This is a genomic window from Mariprofundus erugo (genome assembly GCF_005818865.1).
GTDB lineage: Bacteria > Pseudomonadota > Zetaproteobacteria > Mariprofundales > Mariprofundaceae > Mariprofundus > Mariprofundus erugo.
Genome location: NZ_VBRY01000011.1, coordinates 85,084 through 103,365 on the forward strand (window position 1 = coordinate 85,084; position 18,282 = coordinate 103,365).

Below are 18,282 nucleotides of genomic sequence, written 5' to 3' on the forward strand. Positions count from 1 at the left end.
TCACGGATGGCACGGAAAATTATATGTTACTGTTTGAGCAAGAGAGCTTTGCGATACGTGGCGCAGCGTTTGAGGTTTACCGTGAGATGGGTTCAGGCTTTCTGGAGTTGGTGTATCAGGAGTGTCTGGAGAAGGAATTGAGTCTGAGGGGTATCCCTTTTGTTTCTCAACCGAAGTTGGGCATTTACTATAAGGATGAGCCATTGCATCAGCTCTATCAGCCCGATCTGGTCTGTTATGAACAGGTCATTGTGGAGCTAAAAGCTGTCAAGAGCATCGCGCCGGAGCATAGGGCGCAAGTTTTAAATTATCTAAAGGCTACGAATCTGAAGCTTGGCTTGTTGGTCAATTTTGGCAGTCACCCGAAAGCACAGATAGAGAGGTTGATCTTATGAACCGTGATAGTTTCATTTTAACCACGAAAGACACTGACTACATGGACTGTTATAAAAAGCCTTTTCTGTGTTCTCCGTGCTTTCCGTGGTGCAGATTGAAAGGCTGATTTTATGAGCCAGACCAATTTTGAATTAACCACGGATTACACTGAAGACACGGACACCAATAAAATAATTTTCCGTGTATTTCGTGCCTTCCGTGGTTAAAAAGGTTTTTCTATGTTACAAAATAACCCCGAACTTAAATCGAAGATCGACCAGCTATGGAATAAATTCTGGTCAGGCGGCATCTCCAACCCGCTTACCGCGATCGAGCAGATCACCTATCTGCTGTTCATGAAGCGACTGGATGAACTCGATCACAAGCGGCAGGCCGATGCTGAGTGGACCGGTGAATCATTCACATCCAAGTTCGTGGGCAATTGGATTCCGCCCGAATATCGGAATCAGGACAACCCTGCGCAGTATGCCGTAGATCGCCGCACGCTGCGCTGGAGCGAGTTCAAGCACATGCATGCCGAGGAGATGTTGTCTCACGTCCAGGGTAAGGTGTTCCCGTTCCTCAAGGATATGAACGGGAGCGAATCCAACTTCACCCACCATATGCGCAATGCCGTCTTCATCATTCCGAAGCCAGCTCTGATGGTTGAAGCGGTAAAGACCATCGATGAGATCTTCGAAGTGATGGAGAAAGATTCGCAGGAGAAGGGGCAGGCCTTCCAGGATATCCAGGGCGATGTGTATGAATTCCTGCTTTCAGAGATCGCTTCTGCCGGTAAGAACGGCCAGTTCCGCACCCCGCGCCATATCATCAAGCTGATGGCTGAGCTGGTGCAGCCGCAACTTGGCCAGAATATCGCTGATCCCGCCTGCGGTACCGGTGGCTTCCTGCTCGGTGCCTATCAGTCCATCGTCACCGATCTGGCCCAAAAAGCTGGTGCCAGGGATCTGAAGCCGGATGAGGATGGTTTTGTGCGCACTTCAGTCTCTGCAGGGCTCACAGAGAAGGCACAGGCTATTCTGGAAGCCACGCTTCATGGCTACGACATCGACAGCACCATGGTGCGCCTTGGCCTGATGAACCTGATGATGCACGGTGTTGATGAGCCGGATATCGATTACAAGGATACGCTGAGCAAGGGTTTCACCGAGGAGGCCTGCTACGACATCGTCATGGCCAATCCGCCCTTCACCGGCAGCATCGACAAGGGCGATATTAATGAGAATCTGACGCTCGGTACAACCAAGACCGAGCTACTGTTTGTCGAGAATATCTATCGGCTTCTGAAGAAGGGCGGCACCGCCGGCGTCATCGTGCCTCAGGGCGTGCTGTTCGGTTCCGGCAAAGCGTTCAAGCAACTGCGTCAAACCCTGGTGGAGCGCTGCGATCTCAAGGCCGTGATCACTATGCCCAGCGGCGTGTTCAAGCCCTATGCCGGGGTTAGCACCGCCATTCTGCTCTTCACCAAGGTATGGGATGCGAAGGATAAGGTGAGCCAGCCGGCCACCGAGCATGTCTGGTTCTATGAGATGCAGGCGGATGGCTATTCGCTGGATGACAAGCGCACCAAGCAGGAGGGCTATGGCGATCTGCAGGATATCGTTGCAAAGTATCACGCCCGCAGTGCCGAGGCCGATACCGACCGCACTGCCCAATACTTCATGGTACCCCGCGCCGACATCGAAGCCGAGGGCTTCGATCTTTCGCTTTCCCGTTATAAAGAGGATGTCTTTGAAGAGATCGAATATGAAGCACCGGGGGTGATTCTGGAGCGCCTGCTCAAGGCGGAGGTGGGTGATAGCGATGCCGGTGCACTGGCCGGGATGCAGGGCGGTATCGTCAAAGAGCTGCTGGAGTTGCGGGAGATGATCGGGTGAGCAGTGAGCAGACCTTCACTCAACTGATCGAGAGCATCCGGAGTGCAGACCGCGAACTGCATATGCAGGCTGGCAAGGCGATCAATCTTAGCCTGACCCTGAGAAACTGGCTGATTGGCCATTACATCGCTGAATATGAACTCCATGGCAAGGATCGGGCGAAGTATGGGGAGAGGCTATTCGGCGAGCTCGCTATAGCTTTGAGGGGGTTGAGTAACTGCAATCGTCGCCAGCTCTATCGCTATCATCGCTTCTATCATTTTTATCCGCAAATAGTGGGGACGCTGCCCCCACTATTCAAAAACATGCCGATCCTGCCCGGTGATTCAATTGTGCCGACAGTGTCCCCACAATCTTCGGGGAACCCGGCCAGTTTAGCGACGCGGCTTAGCTATAGTCATTTTGATCTGCTGGTTGATATCGATGATGCAACCAAACGCGCCTTCTATGAGATGGAGTGCATGCGCGGCAACTGGTCGGTGCGCGAACTCAAACGCCAGATTGCCAGCCTCTACTACGAGCGTTCCGGTTTGTCGCAGGATAAACAGAAGCTCTCCGAGCTGACGCAGCAGGGGGCGGAGGCGCAAACGGTTCTGAACATTCGCGATCCTTATGTGTTCGAATTCCTCGGCCTGAAATCAGCCGAGGTGATGAGTGAGTCGCATCTGGAGCAGCAACTGACCGACAAGTTGCAGGCGTTTCTGCTGGAGCTTGGCCACGGCTTCTGCTTCGAGGCCCGGCAGAAGCGCATCCTGATAGGGGATGAACACTTCTTTGTCGATCTGGTTTTCTATCACCGCATCCTGAAATGCCATGTGCTGGTGGAGCTCAAGCTGGAGGGTTTCACCCACGAAAATATCGGTCAGCTCAATACCTATGTGAACTGGTATCGCCGGAACATGATGGCCGATGATGACAATCCGCCCATCGGCATATTGCTCTGCACCGACAAAAACCACGCGCTGGTCGAATATGCGCTGGCTGGCATGGACAACCAGCTCTTTGTCTCGAAATACCAACTGGAACTTCCCGCGAAAGAGGAGATGCAGGACTTCATTGATGATCAGTTGAGGGAGATGGTGGGATGAGAAAGGTCATTCTATCCCAAGTTTGTGATATATCGAGTGGAGGAACTCCTTCGAGAAATAACCCAGAGTTCTTTCGTGGGGAAATTCCATGGGCAAAGATTTCAGATATTGAAAACTCTGATAATGGCTTTGTTTATGAGACTGAAGAAAAGATTTCTGATGAAGGATTAAAGAACATCCGTGGAAGGTTGTTTCCAAAGGGTACGCTTCTTTTTTCAATGTATGGATCAATTGGAAAGGTTGCCTTCGCGGGGCGCGATTTGTCGACTAATCAAGCAATTCTTGGAATTAGAAGGAAACCTAACGAAGAAATAGACCTGTCTTATCTTAAGTGCTGGTTTGAAAGCAATAAACAAAAGTTGATTAATAAAGGGCAGGGTGTCGCTCTTAAAAACCTTTCAGCAACCATAGTAAAGAACCTCGAGGTTGAGCTCCCGCCGCTCGACGACCAAAAGCGCATTGCCCATCTGCTCGGTAAGGTGGAAGGGCTGATTGCCCAGCGCAAACAACACCTGCAACAACTCGACGACCTGCTTAAAAGTGTCTTTCTGGAGATGTTCGGCCCGAAAGCGCCGGGTTATGATGATTGGCCTCAGGTTGAAATTAAGGATCTAGCTGCAAAGCATAAAGGTGCAATGCGCACGGGCCCATTTGGATCGAACTTGTTGCACAGTGAATTTACAACTGAAGGCGATGTGGCCGTTATAGGCATCGATAACGCAGTTCAAAATCGATTTGCATGGGGAGAACGACGCTTCATAACCAATGAGAAATACAAAGAACTACAGAACTACAGAATTTATCCTGGAGATGTGATTGTCTCCATCATGGGAACCATAGGGCGCTCGGCGGTTATTCCCGATCATATTCCTTTGGCAATCAACACCAAGCATTTGGCAGCAATTACTCTAAATAGGGATATAGCCCATCCGATTTTTTTGTCGTACTCGATTCATTCAAGCCCATTCATTCTCAACCAGTTCAGGAGTAAGAACCGTGGTGCAATTATGAGCGGTTTAAACTTGGGCCTTATCAAAGAAACAAAACTCAAACGTCCACCAATCGAGTTACAAAATCACTTTGCCGCTATTCATACCAAAACCGACGAAGTTAAGGCCAGCTACCAGCAAAGCCTGGCCTGTCTGGAAAACCTCTATGGCGCCCTGAGCCAGAATGCATTCAAGGGCGAACTGGATTTGTCGCGGATTAGTCTGACTGGAGATAAATAACTGATGGCATTCTTATCTATTTCCATCGACATCTGTGGCTCAACCGAGGCTAAAGCTAAGCTTCGTAAACATGCGGAGCTGATCGCCACTGAACCAACACGGCTTTATGAGGAGTTCCAAAGGCAGGTATTGAGGGTCGAGGAGACTTTCTGGACCTTGTTGCGCTCTGAAGGGCTTGAAATTGAGCGTTTGTTTTTGATCAAAACAATTGGTGATGAGCTTTGGTACTCCTATGACCTGGAAGGACTGCACGACTTCGAAGTGCACGCGGCCATGGCCAAAGTGATTAATGCCTTGGTCGGTATGCATACGAAGTCATTCGATCTTGTTGCCGCCCCGGATAGAGACCCTAATGATTGGGAAAACATAGACCCCTCGACCCTTCTCCGAATTGGCCTACCTCTGAAGATCACAGTTGATCAAATATCCGACGCGCTTGAGATGAATGCTCTCCGAGAGAAGTATCTCAAGAGTCATGTGGCCAGCTTGCTCTCACCGCCTGAAAGGCCAGGTGAACGACTCGTTCAAGAAGGTGATCCAGACTTTAACGATCTTTGTAATCGACTCGGCATAGCCCACCGAGTCGTCACCTCGAACAAGGTGCATACGACAATCCGAAGCGATTTCATCGGCTGGGAAGTAGATCGTTTTTTCAGACTAACAAAAGAGGCTATGGAAAACGCTGTATTGGTTGGGCCAGAAATTCTTGAGGCTTTTGATACACACAAATTGATCGCTTTGGATGGCCCAAAGACCATTTTTCCTGATGGTTCGTGGGAGATATCTGAAGGCTTCTTCTATGTTTGCATAAGTGCTCAAAGCCGGACGTCAACTGGTAAGGTGATGATCGCCAGAAAAAATGTATCAGCCGATAAACTAAAGGGGATAGGGGAAGACTGCCCTGTTGCCCTTGTGTATTCGAAGTATTTATAGGGCGCGTTGAATCTAACGGGGGTGCAAGCAGATGACTACTCTCCAGGATCTAGGTCTTGCTTATCGCAAGGCCAAGGTTGATCTCTACTATTCTTCCCACCCTTCATTGAACGCGATTGCGGACTATGAAGAAAACCTTCACTCCAACCTCTCTGAATTACAGAAGAAGATCGATGGAGAGGATGAGTCTTGGGTAACGCAAGCGGACTTCATTGGCAGCTGGACTCTGGCCAGCACTTCCGTCGATATGGATGGCTGGAAGGATCATCGGAAAGGCGGCCTTATATTTTCCTCTCCAGCAGATGAGTGGGAATATGCCTGCAAGGATTTAGCTGATACCAAAGCATCAAAAAAACCAAAGGCCGAATTTCGGGTGATGGCCAAGTGCAGCCTGAGTTTTCATGTGCTTTCTACCTTATGGATGATGGAAGTAGGCCACCTGTTTGATGCGAAGCTGACCGACTGCTCATACGGAAACCGTTTGCGTCGTACTCAGGATGGCAAGCGCATCAATCCATTGTCGCTCGGCTCATTCAAGCCTTATCTCAAACCTTTTCGCGACTGGCGTGACAATGGGATCGCCGCGATGCGCGATGCTTTGAATGCAGATAGGAAGATTGTTGCACTCACTGCTGATGTTAGTTCTTTCTATCACGAGCTAAACCCGGACTTCATGCTGGCACCATCCTTTATCGAGAATGTCCTGGGGCTGGAGCTGTCGGAAGAGCATCTCAAGCTCAATCGTCTTTTTATCAGTGCGCTTAAAGCGTGGTCGGCAAACACGCCATTGAAGAGAGGCTTGCCTGTCGGGCTACCTGCCTCGGCGGTAGTGGCCAATATCGCATTGGTTGAGCTGGATCGCTGCATCGAGCAGGAAGTAGCACCGATATATTACGGACGCTATGTAGACGATATCCTGTTGGTTATGGAGAACGGGGCCGACTTTGGCTCTACCGTCCAGCTGTGGGAGTGGTTGTTCGCCCGTGCTGATGGAAAACTAGGCTGGGTAGAGGAGAATAAAGGGAATAATGTTTGTTTTAAACCCGACTATCTCAACCAAGGTGACGGCAAAAGCCGCATCCACTTTGCTAATGGCAAAAACAAGGTATTCATCCTTGAGGGCGAGTCAGGCAAAACCATGGTGGATGCCATTGCCCATCAAATCCACGAACGCGCCAGTGAATGGCGAGCCATGCCACGCCTGCCGCAGTCTGCTGAGCATGTCGGAACCGATCTTCTGGCTGCCTCACAAAGTGATGGTGAAGCTGCTGACAACCTGCGTAAGGCCGATGCCCTGACCATGCGCAGAGCAGGCTTTGCAATCAAACTACGTGATTTTGAAGCCTATGAACGAGACCTGCTACCAGAGGCTTGGGCCGAGCACCGGCGAGCATTCATCAGAGCTTTTACTCAGCATGTGGTGGTGCTACCTCGGTTCTTTGATTTGGCCATCTATCTGCCGCGTGTAATTCGGCTGATCACTGCTTGCGAGGACTTTTCAGAGCTTCGCCGGGTTCTTGAGGCCCTGGAAAAACTCTGCAAGCAAGTAGAAGATCAGTGCACGGTAGGCATCAAGGCGTGGCCCGAGGGTGAAGAGAAGCCAAGTGCCACAGAGATGATCAAACGCTGGCAAGAGCAGCTTTTCTCCAGTATCCATGAGAGCATCTCGGCCGCCTTCCTGCCTCGTTTATCCAAAGTGGGCAAGCAGGCATGGCAAGAACACATGGCGGACTTCATCCCAAGCATAAGTCTTTATAATCTTATATCCTGGCCTGTATCAGCCAAAGGTTTTCAAACGAAACAAGCTCGGCTCTACTCATTCGATCTTGCCCACATGCCGTTCCGCTTTATCGGACTGCCGAAAGAGATGGTGGCCCAGCGTGGCATCCCTGCCAAAAAGGCAATTACCAATTACATCAAGACTACCGATTTCTTGCCCGACGATTTGCTGATCGGAGCTATACATCTTGCAGAATGGATCAGGTTCAAGCAGCTCCCAAATGGACTGGTGTTTTCTACTCGCCCCTTCAATTTGCCCGAACTATTCATTTTGAACCGCAATCCATATGCCGAATCGGAGCAGGAAGAGATGCGAAAGGTGGTTCTGGCAGTTCGGGGGTTTGAACTCAGCGGAAAGTCCCCTTGTTTTGATAAGAGCAATCGAGTGCTGAATATCCCAATCGACGCCAGCACGCAAAAATTTACCATCGCCGTTTCCAGTTGGCAGACGCAATTGAATAGTTGGGCGGCATCCGTTAAGCGAATGCCTGACCCGGATGTCGACCGCTATTCACGTTTGTGCCGTTTATTGGATGGCGTGATTGCACAACCTCGCAACAGTCGTTACTTGGTCTTGCCGGAACTTGCGCTACCTGCACACTGGTTTATTCGCATTGCCCGCAAGCTGCAAGGCAGGGGGATTTCGCTGATCACTGGTGTTGAGTATCTACATGCCAGTAAGGGGCGGGTACGCAATCAAGTTTGGGCGGCACTCTCACACGATGGTTTGGGTTTTCCTTCGCTGATGATTTATCGACAAGACAAACAGCGACCAGCTTTGCACGAAGAGCAGGAGTTGCATCGGATGGCTGGGCTGGAGCTGAGGCCAGACAAGGAGTGGAAAAAGCCTCCCATTATTCAGCACGGAGGCTTTCGTTTTGCACTGCTGATCTGCAGCGAATTGACCAATATCAGCTACCGAGCTGATCTGTGTGGAAAGGTGGATGCGCTGTTTGTGCCGGAATGGAATCCGGACACGGAAACTTTCAACGCACTGGTGGAGTCTGCCTCGCTGGATATGCACGCTTACATCATTCAATGCAACGATCGCCAATATGGTGATAGCCGTATTCGGGCACCTTTCAAGGACAGTTGGAAACGCGATGTACTCCGAGTTAAGGGTGGTGTTACAGACTACTGTGTCATTGGGGAAATCGACGTGCAGTCCTTACGTGAGTTCCAGAGCAGTCACCGCTCTCCTGACAAGCCCTATAAGCCGGTGCCTGATGGGTTTAATGACGCGATGGATTACAACCGTAAGGTGTTGCCTGCTGGGGGGAATGAATCATGAGTGACATCAAGCTATTCCGGACTTCAAACAGCAAAGTCGAAGAGCTGCAAGGCAGGTCGGCGACAATCGAGAAGTCGCTGCAGGCGCAGATCGAGCGGCACATGGAGGAGTTCCTCGGTGTCCGCTTCCTCGCTAGCGAATACTCCACCGGCAAGGCGCACGGTGGGCGCATCGACAGTCTTGGCCTGGATGAAAACGGCTGCCCTGTCATCATCGAATACAAGCGCAGGAGTGATGAGAACGTCATCAATCAGGGGCTCTTTTACCTTGACTGGCTAATGGAACATCAGGCCGATTTCAAGTTGCTGGTGATGGATAAGCTCGGCATTGATGTCGTGAACAGCATCGAGTTTTCCAGTCCTCGTTTGCTTTGCATCGCCGGTGATTTCACCAAATATGATGAACACGCTGTAAAACAGATCAACCGTAATATCGAACTGATCAGGTATCGACTGTTTGGTGATGACTTGCTCTTGCTTGAACTGGTCAACGCAACGACTGCGACGGTCACGCAGATTACTGATTCCTCTTCCAGTAAGGTTAAGAAAAAGGATAAGACCGTATCAGAATACCTCGAACAATCTCCTCAGGGTTTGAAAGACCTATTCGGTGAATTGTCTGGCTACCTTTTATCGCTGGGGGATGACGTACAGGTCAAGGAGCTGAAGTTCTATATCGCCTTCAAGCGTATCAAAAACTTTGCCTGTGTCGAAGTTCACCCGCAGTCCGGCAAGCTGCTCGTCTATGCAAAAATAAATCCCGATTCGATTGAATTGAAACAGGGATTCACTCGTGACGTCCGCAGTATTGGCCATTTTGGTACCGGAGATCTGGAGATTGCGATCTCAACAGTTGAACAACTGCAGGATGCCAAGCTTCTATTGTCAGACAGCTACGAGGCCAGCTAATGAATATGCCGAGTGAGAACATTGTTAATGCTTTTACTTCGGTTCATTCAGATCACCTGAAGCATTTACGGGCTGCTCTGCACCAATGGAAAGAGTTACAGCCTGTCTTGGGTGATATAGCCAGATTTCGTGTGGTAGTTGATACCAACATAGTGCTCGGCGATCTCATTTGGCTATGCAAGAAGCGGAAAAACCCAGAGGCCTCAACAGACCTGATGGAAGTGATCGCAGCAGAGACGATAGATGTTTATGCCCCGCCTGCTCTCTTAGATGAAGTCGAAGAGAAAATTCCTCTGTTGGCAGCGGACAAAGGAATCGACGTTGGCCTGTTGCTCAAAGAGTGGGAGCAGTACAAGCCAAGGCTGAAAGTCAAAGAGCCTGAGGCAGCACGAGTTACCAGGCTCAAACATGGTGTAGATCCTGACGATGCATTTTTTGTGGCGCTTGCCGAGGACATCAGTGCCCATGGTGTAATTACCAAAGATCGACATATTGAGATGATGGGGGGCAACTGGATTACAGTCGAATGCGTTACCTCTCTGCGTGACTACTCACGAGCCATCGCCGTAAGCATGGAAATCAAAGTTTCAGGGGTGGTGCTTTCTGGTGTTGCGATTGGCGCAGTTCGACAGTTGCTCTTAGGAATCAAAGCATTGGCATCCGCGATCAGTCGAGCCCCTGATTGGGTCAAGCTGGTTTTGATAGCAGGTGCTTTCTTCGTCATTTTTCACCCTGGAGCTCGGGCGAAAATGGTTCAGTGGGTTCAATCGGTGGTAACAGGCATCGAAGGTGTTACTCCACTCATTGCGGAACATATTGCTGAGGCGGCAGCTCTTTCCGAAAAGCATGGAGCAGAAGCCAATGCGCATCTGGAAAAGGCTATGTTGGAGCTGGACAGACAAGGCAGGGGATCAAAATGACGAAAAAAAAGTGCGGGGCCAGTTCTTTACTTTATAGTTGTGGGAAGCGGGTCTGATTTGACTATTTGACTTATGGTTCGGCAGGCATGAGTTGCTGAGTTATATCTTGCTGTCATATAAATCAATTGAGACACATTGATGAAGATGTGCCCCTGATAAGGAGCTGAATATGTCGGAGTTTAGGCATGACTTTTCATAGACTGTTTATGATCTAAAATGTATTTAGATCGATAAGGATCTATATTTACTTTAGATCGATGAAGGTCTATGGTGTTGGCTGAGGTGAATGATGGAATACAAGGTTGCCATTGCACAACAGCTTTCCACACAGCTTAAAACGTTGCGAAAGCAGGCCGGGTTAACTCAGCAACAGTTGGGCGAGAAGCTCGGGGTTTCGCAAAGAGTGATTGCCAGGAATGAAGCGCATCCGGAGAAGGTTCACTTTGAAAGGATTCTACAAATGCTTTCGGCGCTGGATGCAGACCTGATTATCAGGGAGCGCAAAAGCGCAAACGCATCCAATCGCACACCTGAAGAAGAATCATGGTGACTCCGGTTCGCAGGCGTTCGAAAAACAGGCAATCACTGAATGTCTGGATGAATGGTCAGCTTGCCGGCACCTGGCATGTTTACAAACAAAAACCGCAACAGTTTCGGTATGCCGAAAGCTGGTTGCACTCTCCGCATCGCCGAGTGCTTTCGCTCTCCATGCCGTTCCAGCCGGGCAATGCGCCAGTGACAGGGGATGTTGTCGAAAGCTTTTTCGACAATCTGTTGCCGGATAGCAAGGAGATCCGCCGCCGCATCCAGCAGAACTATGGTGCAAGCGGGAGTACACCATTCGATTTGCTGGCCGAAGTCGGCAGGGATTGTGTTGGAGCCATTCAGCTTCTGCATGAAGATGAAGAGCCAGAGGGTTGGAACAGCATCACAGCGCGTCCGCTCACAGCAGAGCAGGTCGAGCAATATTTGCGTGCTGCAACGACCGCCAGGCTGGCTGGAGAGGTGAGGGATGAGTTTCGTATCTCGATTGCCGGCGCACAGGAGAAAACGGCACTGCTTTGGCATGAAGGCCAGTGGCATGCTCCGATCGGCGTCACACCGACCACCCATATCATGAAGCTGCCGCTTGGGTTGGTGGGCAATATGTATGCGGATATGAGCATATCGGTTGAGAATGAGTGGCTCTGTTCAAAAATCATGCAGGCTTATGGTATCCCGGTTGCCCGGTGCGATATGGCCATGTTCGGAGAGACAAAGGCACTGGTCGTTGAGCGTTTTGACAGAAAGTCATCCATTCACGGAAAGTATTGGCTCAGATTGCCTCAGGAAGATATGTGTCAGGCACTGGGCAAGCCGCCGGAACTTAAGTACGAGAGTGACGGAGGCCCGGGTATGAGTGATTTGCTCAGGCTGTTGCGAGGCTCTGCAACCGCCGATCAGGATCGCAGGACGTTCTATAAAACCCAGATTCTGTTCTGGATGCTCGCGGCAACCGATGGGCATGCGAAAAACTTCAGTCTCTTTCACGAAGCTGGAGGAACGTATCGCATGACTCCGATATACGATGTGCTGTCGACATGGCCCATCATGGGGGAGAAGGCAAACCAGTTAAGCAGGCACAAAGCACGGCTTGCGATGGCCTTTCGCTCACGAAATGAGCACTACAAACTGAAGGATATCCATCCCCGACATTTCTATTCTGTGGCTAAGAAGCTGGGACTTGGCGGTGAGGTCGATGGCATCATCGAAGAGATTCTGGCTGATACACCAAAGGTCATTGGTGAGGTTTCTGAGATGCTGCCAGAGGATTTTCCGGCGATAGTCACTGACAAGGTTTTCTCCGGCCTGCAGGAATCGGCTGAAATCATTCAAAGAGCAATATGAACATGAGGAGTGTGTCAGGTTGATCATTCACTGCACGAAAAAGCTTGCAGCTAAGCTGTCGGATGTAAGTGCCGAGCCCTTGATTGACTCCAATCCATTGGGAAGCTGGCATGCCAATCTTTATACGATCGATCGCCGTAACTGCGTGATGTTCTGCCATGATCAAACCCGGTTTGTGTTGTTGATGGTTGGTGTGAAGAAAGTAAGAAAGGGGCCAGCTCTTTACTTTATAGTTGTGGGAAGCGGGTCTGATTTGACTATTTGACTTATGGTTCGGCAGGCATGAGTTACTGAGTTATATCTCGCTTTTATATAAATCAACTATTGCTTTATTTGTGAGTTATATTTGTGCAGTTTATTGTATACGGTGCCAGGCATGGGTTATTGAGCGCTTGGAGAAGGGGACTCTGAGCTATCCGAAGACCTTCATGTTCAGTTTGTAATAATGAATTATCACAGGCGCTTACCGCCGACAAACTGAGGCTATATAAACTAACACCTGCTTGTCTGCACGAATGCGGTTTATCTACCATTCTGATTCATCCTCACGCTTTGCGGTGTCAAGTGATCGCGTTGCACGCTCTCGCTTTTTAGCGTTTCTTCTGGCTGTGTCGAGCGGACTGATTGTGATTTCGGGGATAAAAGCATCGAGGGCATCAAGGGCACCAGGTTCGCGCAGTACTGCCATCATCGTTGATAGCTTGGCGTTCCCGGGCTCCAGTGCTTTAATGCTGCTGACTGAGACACAGGCAAGCTTTGCAAGCTCATCCTGAGTCACATTCTTGCGTAAGCGAAGCGCCTTGAATCGCTTGCCGGCCTCTACAGAGTGGCTTTATCTGACATATCAAACGTAATCATAAGGCTTCGATTATAAACTGTTATACATACATAACAGATTGAATATAAGCTCTTAAGAAATTGGTGTCGTGTCAGGCATAAGTGACTGCGTTTTTCTGCGCTGGGCTCGATAACCGTTGCATATGAGCGTTACACGTTGCTTAACAGGAAATCTTGAATAAGAGAGCGGGTATATGAAAATCATCCACACATCAGACTGGCACATCGGGCGCAACCTGTATGGACGCAAGCGCTATGAAGAATTCGCTGCATTTCTGGACTGGCAAGCCGAACTTATTGCGCAGAACGGGGTCGATGTGCTGGTGGTGGCCGGGGATGTGTTTGATACGGGCACACCGAGCAATCGGGCGCAGGAGCTCTATTACCGCTTTCTCTGTCGCGTTGCCGCTTCCTGCTGCCGGCATGTGGTGGTGACAGGCGGCAACCATGATTCACCTTCATTTTTGAATGCACCGAAAGAGCTGCTGAAAGCACTGAATGTGCATGTGGTGGGGGCAATCTCCGACCGGGTGAGCGATGAGCTGCTGGTGCTTCGCGGTGATACAGGAGAAGCGGAGCTGATTGTTTGTGCCGTGCCATATCTGCGGGATCGCGATATTCGCGTGGCGGAAGCCGGTGAGAGTATCGACGATAAGGAGCGGAAGCTGATCGAGGGCATCCGCAATCACTATGCCGCGATCGCTGCACTGGCTGAGCAGAAACGGGCGGAGCTCGGGGCTGATATTCCGATTGTCGCCACAGGCCATCTGTTTACGGCCGGTGGTCAGACGATCGATGGGGATGGAGTGCGCGAGCTTTATGTCGGTTCCCTTGCCCATGTCGGAGCAACCATCTTCCCGGACTGCTTTGATTATGTGGCGCTTGGACATCTGCATGTGCCGCAGCCGGTGGGCGGGCAGGAGCACATACGATACAGCGGTTCACCGATCGCGATGGGGTTCGGTGAGGCAAAGCAGCAAAAGAGTGTCTGTCTGGTGGCGTTCGAACACAGGAGTGTATCGGTGCAACGGATCCATGTGCCGGTGTTTCAGCAACTGGAGCGCATTCGCGGTGACTGGCAAACGATTGCAGATCGAATCGGTGCATTAGTGGCAAACAGTTCTGCCGCCTGGCTGGAGGTGGTCTACGATGGCATGGATGTGATCGGCGATTTGCGCGAGCGGCTTGAGCAGACAACAGCCGGTACCGGGATGGAAATCCTGCGGGTCAAGAACAATCGCATTATCGATCGGATGCTGGGACAAATGTATGATGAGGAAACACTCGATGACCTGAATGAGTATGATGTCTTCGCCCGTTGTCTGGATGCGCACGAAGTCGCGGAGGAACAGCGGCCAGAACTTCTGCACGCTTATCAGGAAACGCTCACATTATTGAATGAATGCGATACACAGGCTTAAGCAGGGGATACCATGAGAATTCTGAATGTCCGTTTCAAAAACCTGAATTCACTGGCCGGTGAGTGGGAGATCAACTTCACCCATCCGGCATTTGTATCGGATGGCATCTTTGCCATCACCGGTCCGACCGGCGCCGGCAAGTCGACGATTCTTGATGCCATCTGCCTGGCCCTGTATGGACGTACACCACGCCTGAACAGGGTGACCAAAAGTGCCAACGAGATCATGTCACGCCAGACCGGTGAGTGTTTCTCCGAGGTGACATTTGAAACCCAAACGGGGCGTTATCGCTGCCACTGGAGTCAGCATCGGGCCCGCAAGCATGCCGGTGGCGAGCTGCAGAATCCGAAGCATGAGATTGCCGATGCTGTGAGCGGCACAATTCTGGCTACGAAGCTTCAGGATGTGGCAACCCGGATCGAGGCAGCCACGGGCATGGATTTCGACCGCTTTACCCGTTCAATGTTGCTGGCTCAGGGCAGCTTTGCCGCATTTCTGCAAGCCACCGTGGATAAGCGCTCAGACATTCTGGAACAGATCACCGGCACTCAGATATATAGTGACATCTCCAAAAAAGTGCATGAAATACAGAGTCTGGAAAATCAGAAGCTGAACCAACTCAAGGCCAGGACAGAAACAGTATCGGCTTCGATTCTCGATCCGGAGCAGGAGCGTGAACTGGAGCAGTCTCTGGCCGATAAGCTGGCGGCAGAGGCCGTGGTTGCCGAACGATTGGTGGCGATTGAAAAGGCCATTCGCTGGTTGAATACCATTGCCGGACTACATAGTGAAATCAGTATATTGAATACTGAAGCGGAAGTATTGCAGCAATCACTTGCTGCATTCATGCCTCAGCGTGAACAGCTTGAGCGGGCGATGCAGGCATCCTCACTGGATGGCAGCTACGCCAGCCTGACAGGACTCAGAAAACAGCAGGCGGAGGATGGGGCATCGTTAATCCGGATGCAGGAGAAGCTTCCGGAACTCAAAGCTGAAAGCGGCAAGCGGGCAGAAATTCTGGCTGAGGCAGAGCAATGGCTGGCCACTGCCCGTAATCAGCGGGATGAGGCCATGCCGCTTTTAAAACAGGTGCGTGCGCTCGATCTTCAAATTGCGGCAAGTGAAAAGGGCGTGATCAATATCAGGCAACAGATCGAGGTGGCATCCAGGGTTATTGCTGCCGATCAGCAATCATATGATCACAAGCAGCAGCAGCGCGCACACGCATTGAGCCGTCTGAATGAAATCAGTCAGTTTCTCAACGAGCATGCAGCAGATGAATGGCTGGTTGAAGGCATGGCCGGTATCGAGGCTCAGGTCGATCGCTTGTCGCCTTTGCAGGATGAGGTTGCCCGAAAAGAGAGGGAGCTGGCTGCTGCTGTGAACACGGTGGCGCAGGCTTCAGATGCTTATGAGACGTGCCGAAAACATGCTTTGTCTCAGAACGTGGCCCTGGATGAGGCAACACGATCTCTGGCACAGGAACAGGAGAAGCTTGCGCAGATTCTGGATGGACGCCTGCTCAGGGAGTATCAGGATAAAAAAGATGCCTTGATGCGGGAGATGGTGTTGTTGAGGCGGATTGAAGCCCTCGAAGAACAGCGTTCAAAGCTGGAAGATGGTTCGCCATGCCCTTTATGCGGAGCACTAGAGCATCCCTATGCGACAGGCAATGTGCCGCAGCCGGATGCTCTTCAACAAGAGGTCAACGAACTCGATAGCCTGATTCGGTGTGCTCGTGAACAGGAGACCGTTATCACCGGCTGCATCATTAGGGTAGACCTGTCCCGAAATAATAAAATTGAGTCCGAGAAGAAAGAGACAGAGTCGCTGCATGCAAAACAGTTGGCAGCAAAAGCTGAGGCTGATCTCAGCGCAGTGCTGGAAAAATTGTCCAACGAACGCGTTCAACAGCGAGAGCGTTTGTTCGGCAGATTAGAACCTCTGGGCATCACAGATAGTGATGAGGTCGATGTGCATGAGTTACTCAAAGCACTTCGTGCGAGGCGACAGAACTGGCAGGAGCAATGCGGCGCCAGAGCGGAAATTGATAAACAAATCAGTAACATCGATAGTGAAGTAAATGCACTGGATGGAGTCATCAAAACCAGAGCGAAAGCGCTGGATGAACAACAGGAAGCGCTACAAAAACTGATACTGGCATTGGAGACGCAACAGGATGACCGCCACAGACTCTTCGGAGACAGGCAGGCGGATCAGGAAGAGTTGCGCTACAACGAGGATCTGCTAAAGGCGGAGGCGGCTGAAAAATCAGCCAGAGATAGCCAGGCCAATCATCAGCAGACATTGCATACCGCACAGGTTCAGCTTGCGGATCTGATCAGTCGAATCGAACAGCGAAAACCGGAGCTGGAACAGGTCGAGGCATCATTTACGGATGCGTGCGTAGATGCCGGTTTTGCGGATGAATCCCGCTTTATGGATGCCCGATTGGCAGCAGATGTCAGGTCTGACCTATCTGGACAGGCAAAGGAGCTGGATACGCGTCAGATTGATCTCAAAGCCAGACAACAGGAGAAGCAGAGGAGTCTGGCGGCAGAGCGTGCTCGCAATATGACGGATCAAACGATGGAGGAACTCACGCCGGAACTGGAAAGCTGTCATGCATCGCTGAATGAACTCAGAGAGGCGATCGCAAGCTGCAGGCATGGACTGAGTGCGCATAACACAGCCAAAGAGAAGGTGAAAGAACAGGCTGCTGCGATTCTGGCGCAGGAAACCGAATACCAGCGCTGGAAAAACCTGCATGAACTGATCGGCTCTGCTGATGGTAAGAAATATCGCAATTTTGCCCAGGGGCTGACCTTTGAAATGATGGTTGGTCACGCCAACCGGCAGCTGCAGAAAATGAGTGATCGCTATCTGCTGATTCGGGACACTGCACAGCCGCTGGAGCTGAATGTGGTGGATCATTATCAGGCGGGTGAAGTGCGCTCGACCAAGAATCTCTCGGGTGGCGAGAGCTTTATTGTCAGTCTGGCGCTGGCACTCGGCCTGTCGCAGATGGCCAGCAGAAAGGTGCGGGTGGATTCACTCTTTCTCGATGAGGGCTTCGGCACCCTGGATGATGAGGCGCTGGATACCGCTCTCGAAACCCTCTCCGGCCTGCAGCAGGAGGGCAAACTGATTGGTGTTATTTCACATGTGCAGGCACTAAAAGAGCGCATCGCCACGCAGATTCAGGTCGAATCGAAAACCGGTGGCAGAAGCCGTATCTCCGGACCGGGAGTCAGCGCTTGTTGATGGCTGGCGTTCGTGAGGGAAGCGCTGATTCATTCGGCGCTTCCGAGCGAGCCATGGACGGCCGCCACAGTCCGGCAGGATAGCCGGATTGGACAGCATTGCCGCTGCCAGTGAGCTGCAGGATGCAGCGAATCAAATCAGACGCGTAAGTGCCTGATTTATAGCGTGGTTTTGTCTTTGCGAACTGATTTTTTCCAGGAAGGCAATAAATCAGCATCTCCTGAGTTGAACACGTGGAAACCAGATACGTGGTGAGACTCAATACATAAGAGGATGTCCTGAATTTTGTGTAAACGGTCAATCTGGCGGAGTCTTCCGCCTCACTCAAAGGAGCGAGTATGACCGTTTCAAAATTATCCACTGAACTGCTGGATCAGCTGTTATCCGACTATAAAAAGCCGGAAGACCTGATTGGCGAAAATGGACTTCTCAAACAACTGACGAAGGCATTG

General features: G+C 50.9%; 14 protein-coding genes and 1 pseudogene. 13 read left to right on the top strand and 2 right to left on the bottom strand.

From position 1 onward, the window contains the following. Positions 1 to 23 precede the first annotated feature (23 nt). From FEF65_RS11365 to FEF65_RS11415, 11 genes are all read left to right on the top strand, one after another. Positions 24 to 395 carry a GxxExxY protein gene (locus tag FEF65_RS11365; RefSeq protein WP_138239938.1) on the top strand — a complete coding sequence of 124 codons (372 nt, stop codon included), beginning with the start codon at positions 24 to 26 and terminating at the stop codon, positions 393 to 395. A gap of 219 nt (positions 396 to 614) precedes the next feature. Beyond that, a complete protein-coding gene (locus FEF65_RS11370) occupies positions 615 to 2,273 on the top strand; it encodes a type I restriction-modification system subunit M (protein ID WP_138239939.1) in 1,659 nt (552 codons plus the stop codon). A gap of 62 nt (positions 2,274 to 2,335) precedes the next feature. Continuing rightward, a complete protein-coding gene (locus FEF65_RS11375; protein ID WP_138239959.1) occupies positions 2,336 to 3,361 on the top strand; it encodes a PDDEXK nuclease domain-containing protein in 1,026 nt (341 codons plus the stop codon). Next, entirely contained in the window at positions 3,358 to 4,590 is a 1,233-nt protein-coding gene (locus FEF65_RS11380; protein WP_138239940.1) for a restriction endonuclease subunit S, read from the top strand. The genes FEF65_RS11375 and FEF65_RS11380 overlap by 4 nt, the downstream gene beginning before the upstream one ends. A gap of 3 nt (positions 4,591 to 4,593) precedes the next feature. Then, positions 4,594 to 5,523 carry a hypothetical protein gene (locus FEF65_RS11385; RefSeq protein ID WP_138239941.1) on the top strand — a complete coding sequence of 310 codons (930 nt, stop codon included), beginning with the start codon at positions 4,594 to 4,596 and terminating at the stop codon, positions 5,521 to 5,523. 31 nt (positions 5,524 to 5,554) lie between these two features. Continuing rightward, positions 5,555 to 8,593: a reverse transcriptase domain-containing protein gene (locus FEF65_RS11390; RefSeq protein WP_138239942.1), complete on the top strand. Its 3,039-nt coding sequence runs from the start codon at positions 5,555 to 5,557 to the stop codon at positions 8,591 to 8,593. Next, positions 8,590 to 9,501, top strand: coding sequence for a DUF5655 domain-containing protein (locus FEF65_RS11395; protein ID WP_138239943.1), 912 nt, complete (start codon positions 8,590 to 8,592; stop codon positions 9,499 to 9,501). The genes FEF65_RS11390 and FEF65_RS11395 overlap by 4 nt, the downstream gene beginning before the upstream one ends. Next, positions 9,501 to 10,421 carry a PIN domain-containing protein gene (locus FEF65_RS11400; protein WP_138239944.1) on the top strand — a complete coding sequence of 307 codons (921 nt, stop codon included), beginning with the start codon at positions 9,501 to 9,503 and terminating at the stop codon, positions 10,419 to 10,421. Before FEF65_RS11395 ends, FEF65_RS11400 begins: the two co-directional genes overlap by 1 nt. A gap of 286 nt (positions 10,422 to 10,707) precedes the next feature. Further along, a complete protein-coding gene (locus FEF65_RS11405; RefSeq protein ID WP_138239945.1) occupies positions 10,708 to 10,971 on the top strand; it encodes a helix-turn-helix domain-containing protein in 264 nt (87 codons plus the stop codon). Beyond that, entirely contained in the window at positions 10,965 to 12,308 is a 1,344-nt protein-coding gene (locus FEF65_RS11410; protein ID WP_138239946.1) for a type II toxin-antitoxin system HipA family toxin, read from the top strand. Before FEF65_RS11405 ends, FEF65_RS11410 begins: the two co-directional genes overlap by 7 nt. A 19-nt stretch (positions 12,309 to 12,327) precedes the next feature. After that, positions 12,328 to 12,573 (top strand): DUF6933 domain-containing protein, encoded by a 246-nt coding sequence (locus FEF65_RS11415; protein WP_138239947.1) that lies wholly within the window; start codon positions 12,328 to 12,330, stop codon positions 12,571 to 12,573. A gap of 261 nt (positions 12,574 to 12,834) precedes the next feature. Here FEF65_RS11415 and FEF65_RS13825 read toward each other — a convergent pair. Then, positions 12,835 to 13,098, bottom strand: a pseudogene (locus tag FEF65_RS13825) (hypothetical protein); the annotation flags it as partial. A 241-nt stretch (positions 13,099 to 13,339) separates the two neighbouring features. On the opposite strand from FEF65_RS13825, the gene FEF65_RS11425 reads away from it, so the two are divergent. After that, positions 13,340 to 14,566: an exonuclease SbcCD subunit D C-terminal domain-containing protein gene (locus FEF65_RS11425; protein ID WP_138239949.1), complete on the top strand. Its 1,227-nt coding sequence runs from the start codon at positions 13,340 to 13,342 to the stop codon at positions 14,564 to 14,566. A 12-nt stretch (positions 14,567 to 14,578) separates the two neighbouring features. Continuing rightward, positions 14,579 to 17,830 carry an AAA family ATPase gene (locus tag FEF65_RS11430; RefSeq protein ID WP_138239950.1) on the top strand — a complete coding sequence of 1,084 codons (3,252 nt, stop codon included), beginning with the start codon at positions 14,579 to 14,581 and terminating at the stop codon, positions 17,828 to 17,830. Here FEF65_RS11430 and FEF65_RS11435 read toward each other — a convergent pair. Next, on the bottom strand, positions 17,817 to 18,158 hold the full coding sequence (locus tag FEF65_RS11435; protein ID WP_138239951.1) for a hypothetical protein: 342 nt from the start codon (positions 18,156 to 18,158) through the stop codon (positions 17,817 to 17,819). The two genes, FEF65_RS11430 and FEF65_RS11435, sit on opposite strands and share 14 nt — an antisense overlap. Positions 18,159 to 18,282: the final 124 nt, after the last annotated feature.

Coding starts and splice junctions, on each gene's coding strand:
- FEF65_RS11380 (WP_138239940.1), top strand. CDS start 3,358: ATGAGAAAGGTCATTCTATCCCAAGTTTGTGATATATCGAGTGGAGGA.
- FEF65_RS11395 (WP_138239943.1), top strand. CDS start 8,590: ATGAGTGACATCAAGCTATTCCGGACTTCAAACAGCAAAGTCGAAGAG.
- FEF65_RS11375 (WP_138239959.1), top strand. CDS start 2,336: ATGCAGGCTGGCAAGGCGATCAATCTTAGCCTGACCCTGAGAAACTGG.
- FEF65_RS11385 (WP_138239941.1), top strand. CDS start 4,594: ATGGCATTCTTATCTATTTCCATCGACATCTGTGGCTCAACCGAGGCT.
- FEF65_RS11365 (WP_138239938.1), top strand. CDS start 24: ATGTTACTGTTTGAGCAAGAGAGCTTTGCGATACGTGGCGCAGCGTTT.
- FEF65_RS11370 (WP_138239939.1), top strand. CDS start 615: ATGTTACAAAATAACCCCGAACTTAAATCGAAGATCGACCAGCTATGG.
- FEF65_RS11410 (WP_138239946.1), top strand. CDS start 10,965: ATGGTGACTCCGGTTCGCAGGCGTTCGAAAAACAGGCAATCACTGAAT.
- FEF65_RS11400 (WP_138239944.1), top strand. CDS start 9,501: ATGAATATGCCGAGTGAGAACATTGTTAATGCTTTTACTTCGGTTCAT.
- FEF65_RS11430 (WP_138239950.1), top strand. CDS start 14,579: ATGAGAATTCTGAATGTCCGTTTCAAAAACCTGAATTCACTGGCCGGT.
- FEF65_RS11405 (WP_138239945.1), top strand. CDS start 10,708: ATGATGGAATACAAGGTTGCCATTGCACAACAGCTTTCCACACAGCTT.
- FEF65_RS11390 (WP_138239942.1), top strand. CDS start 5,555: ATGACTACTCTCCAGGATCTAGGTCTTGCTTATCGCAAGGCCAAGGTT.
- FEF65_RS11425 (WP_138239949.1), top strand. CDS start 13,340: ATGAAAATCATCCACACATCAGACTGGCACATCGGGCGCAACCTGTAT.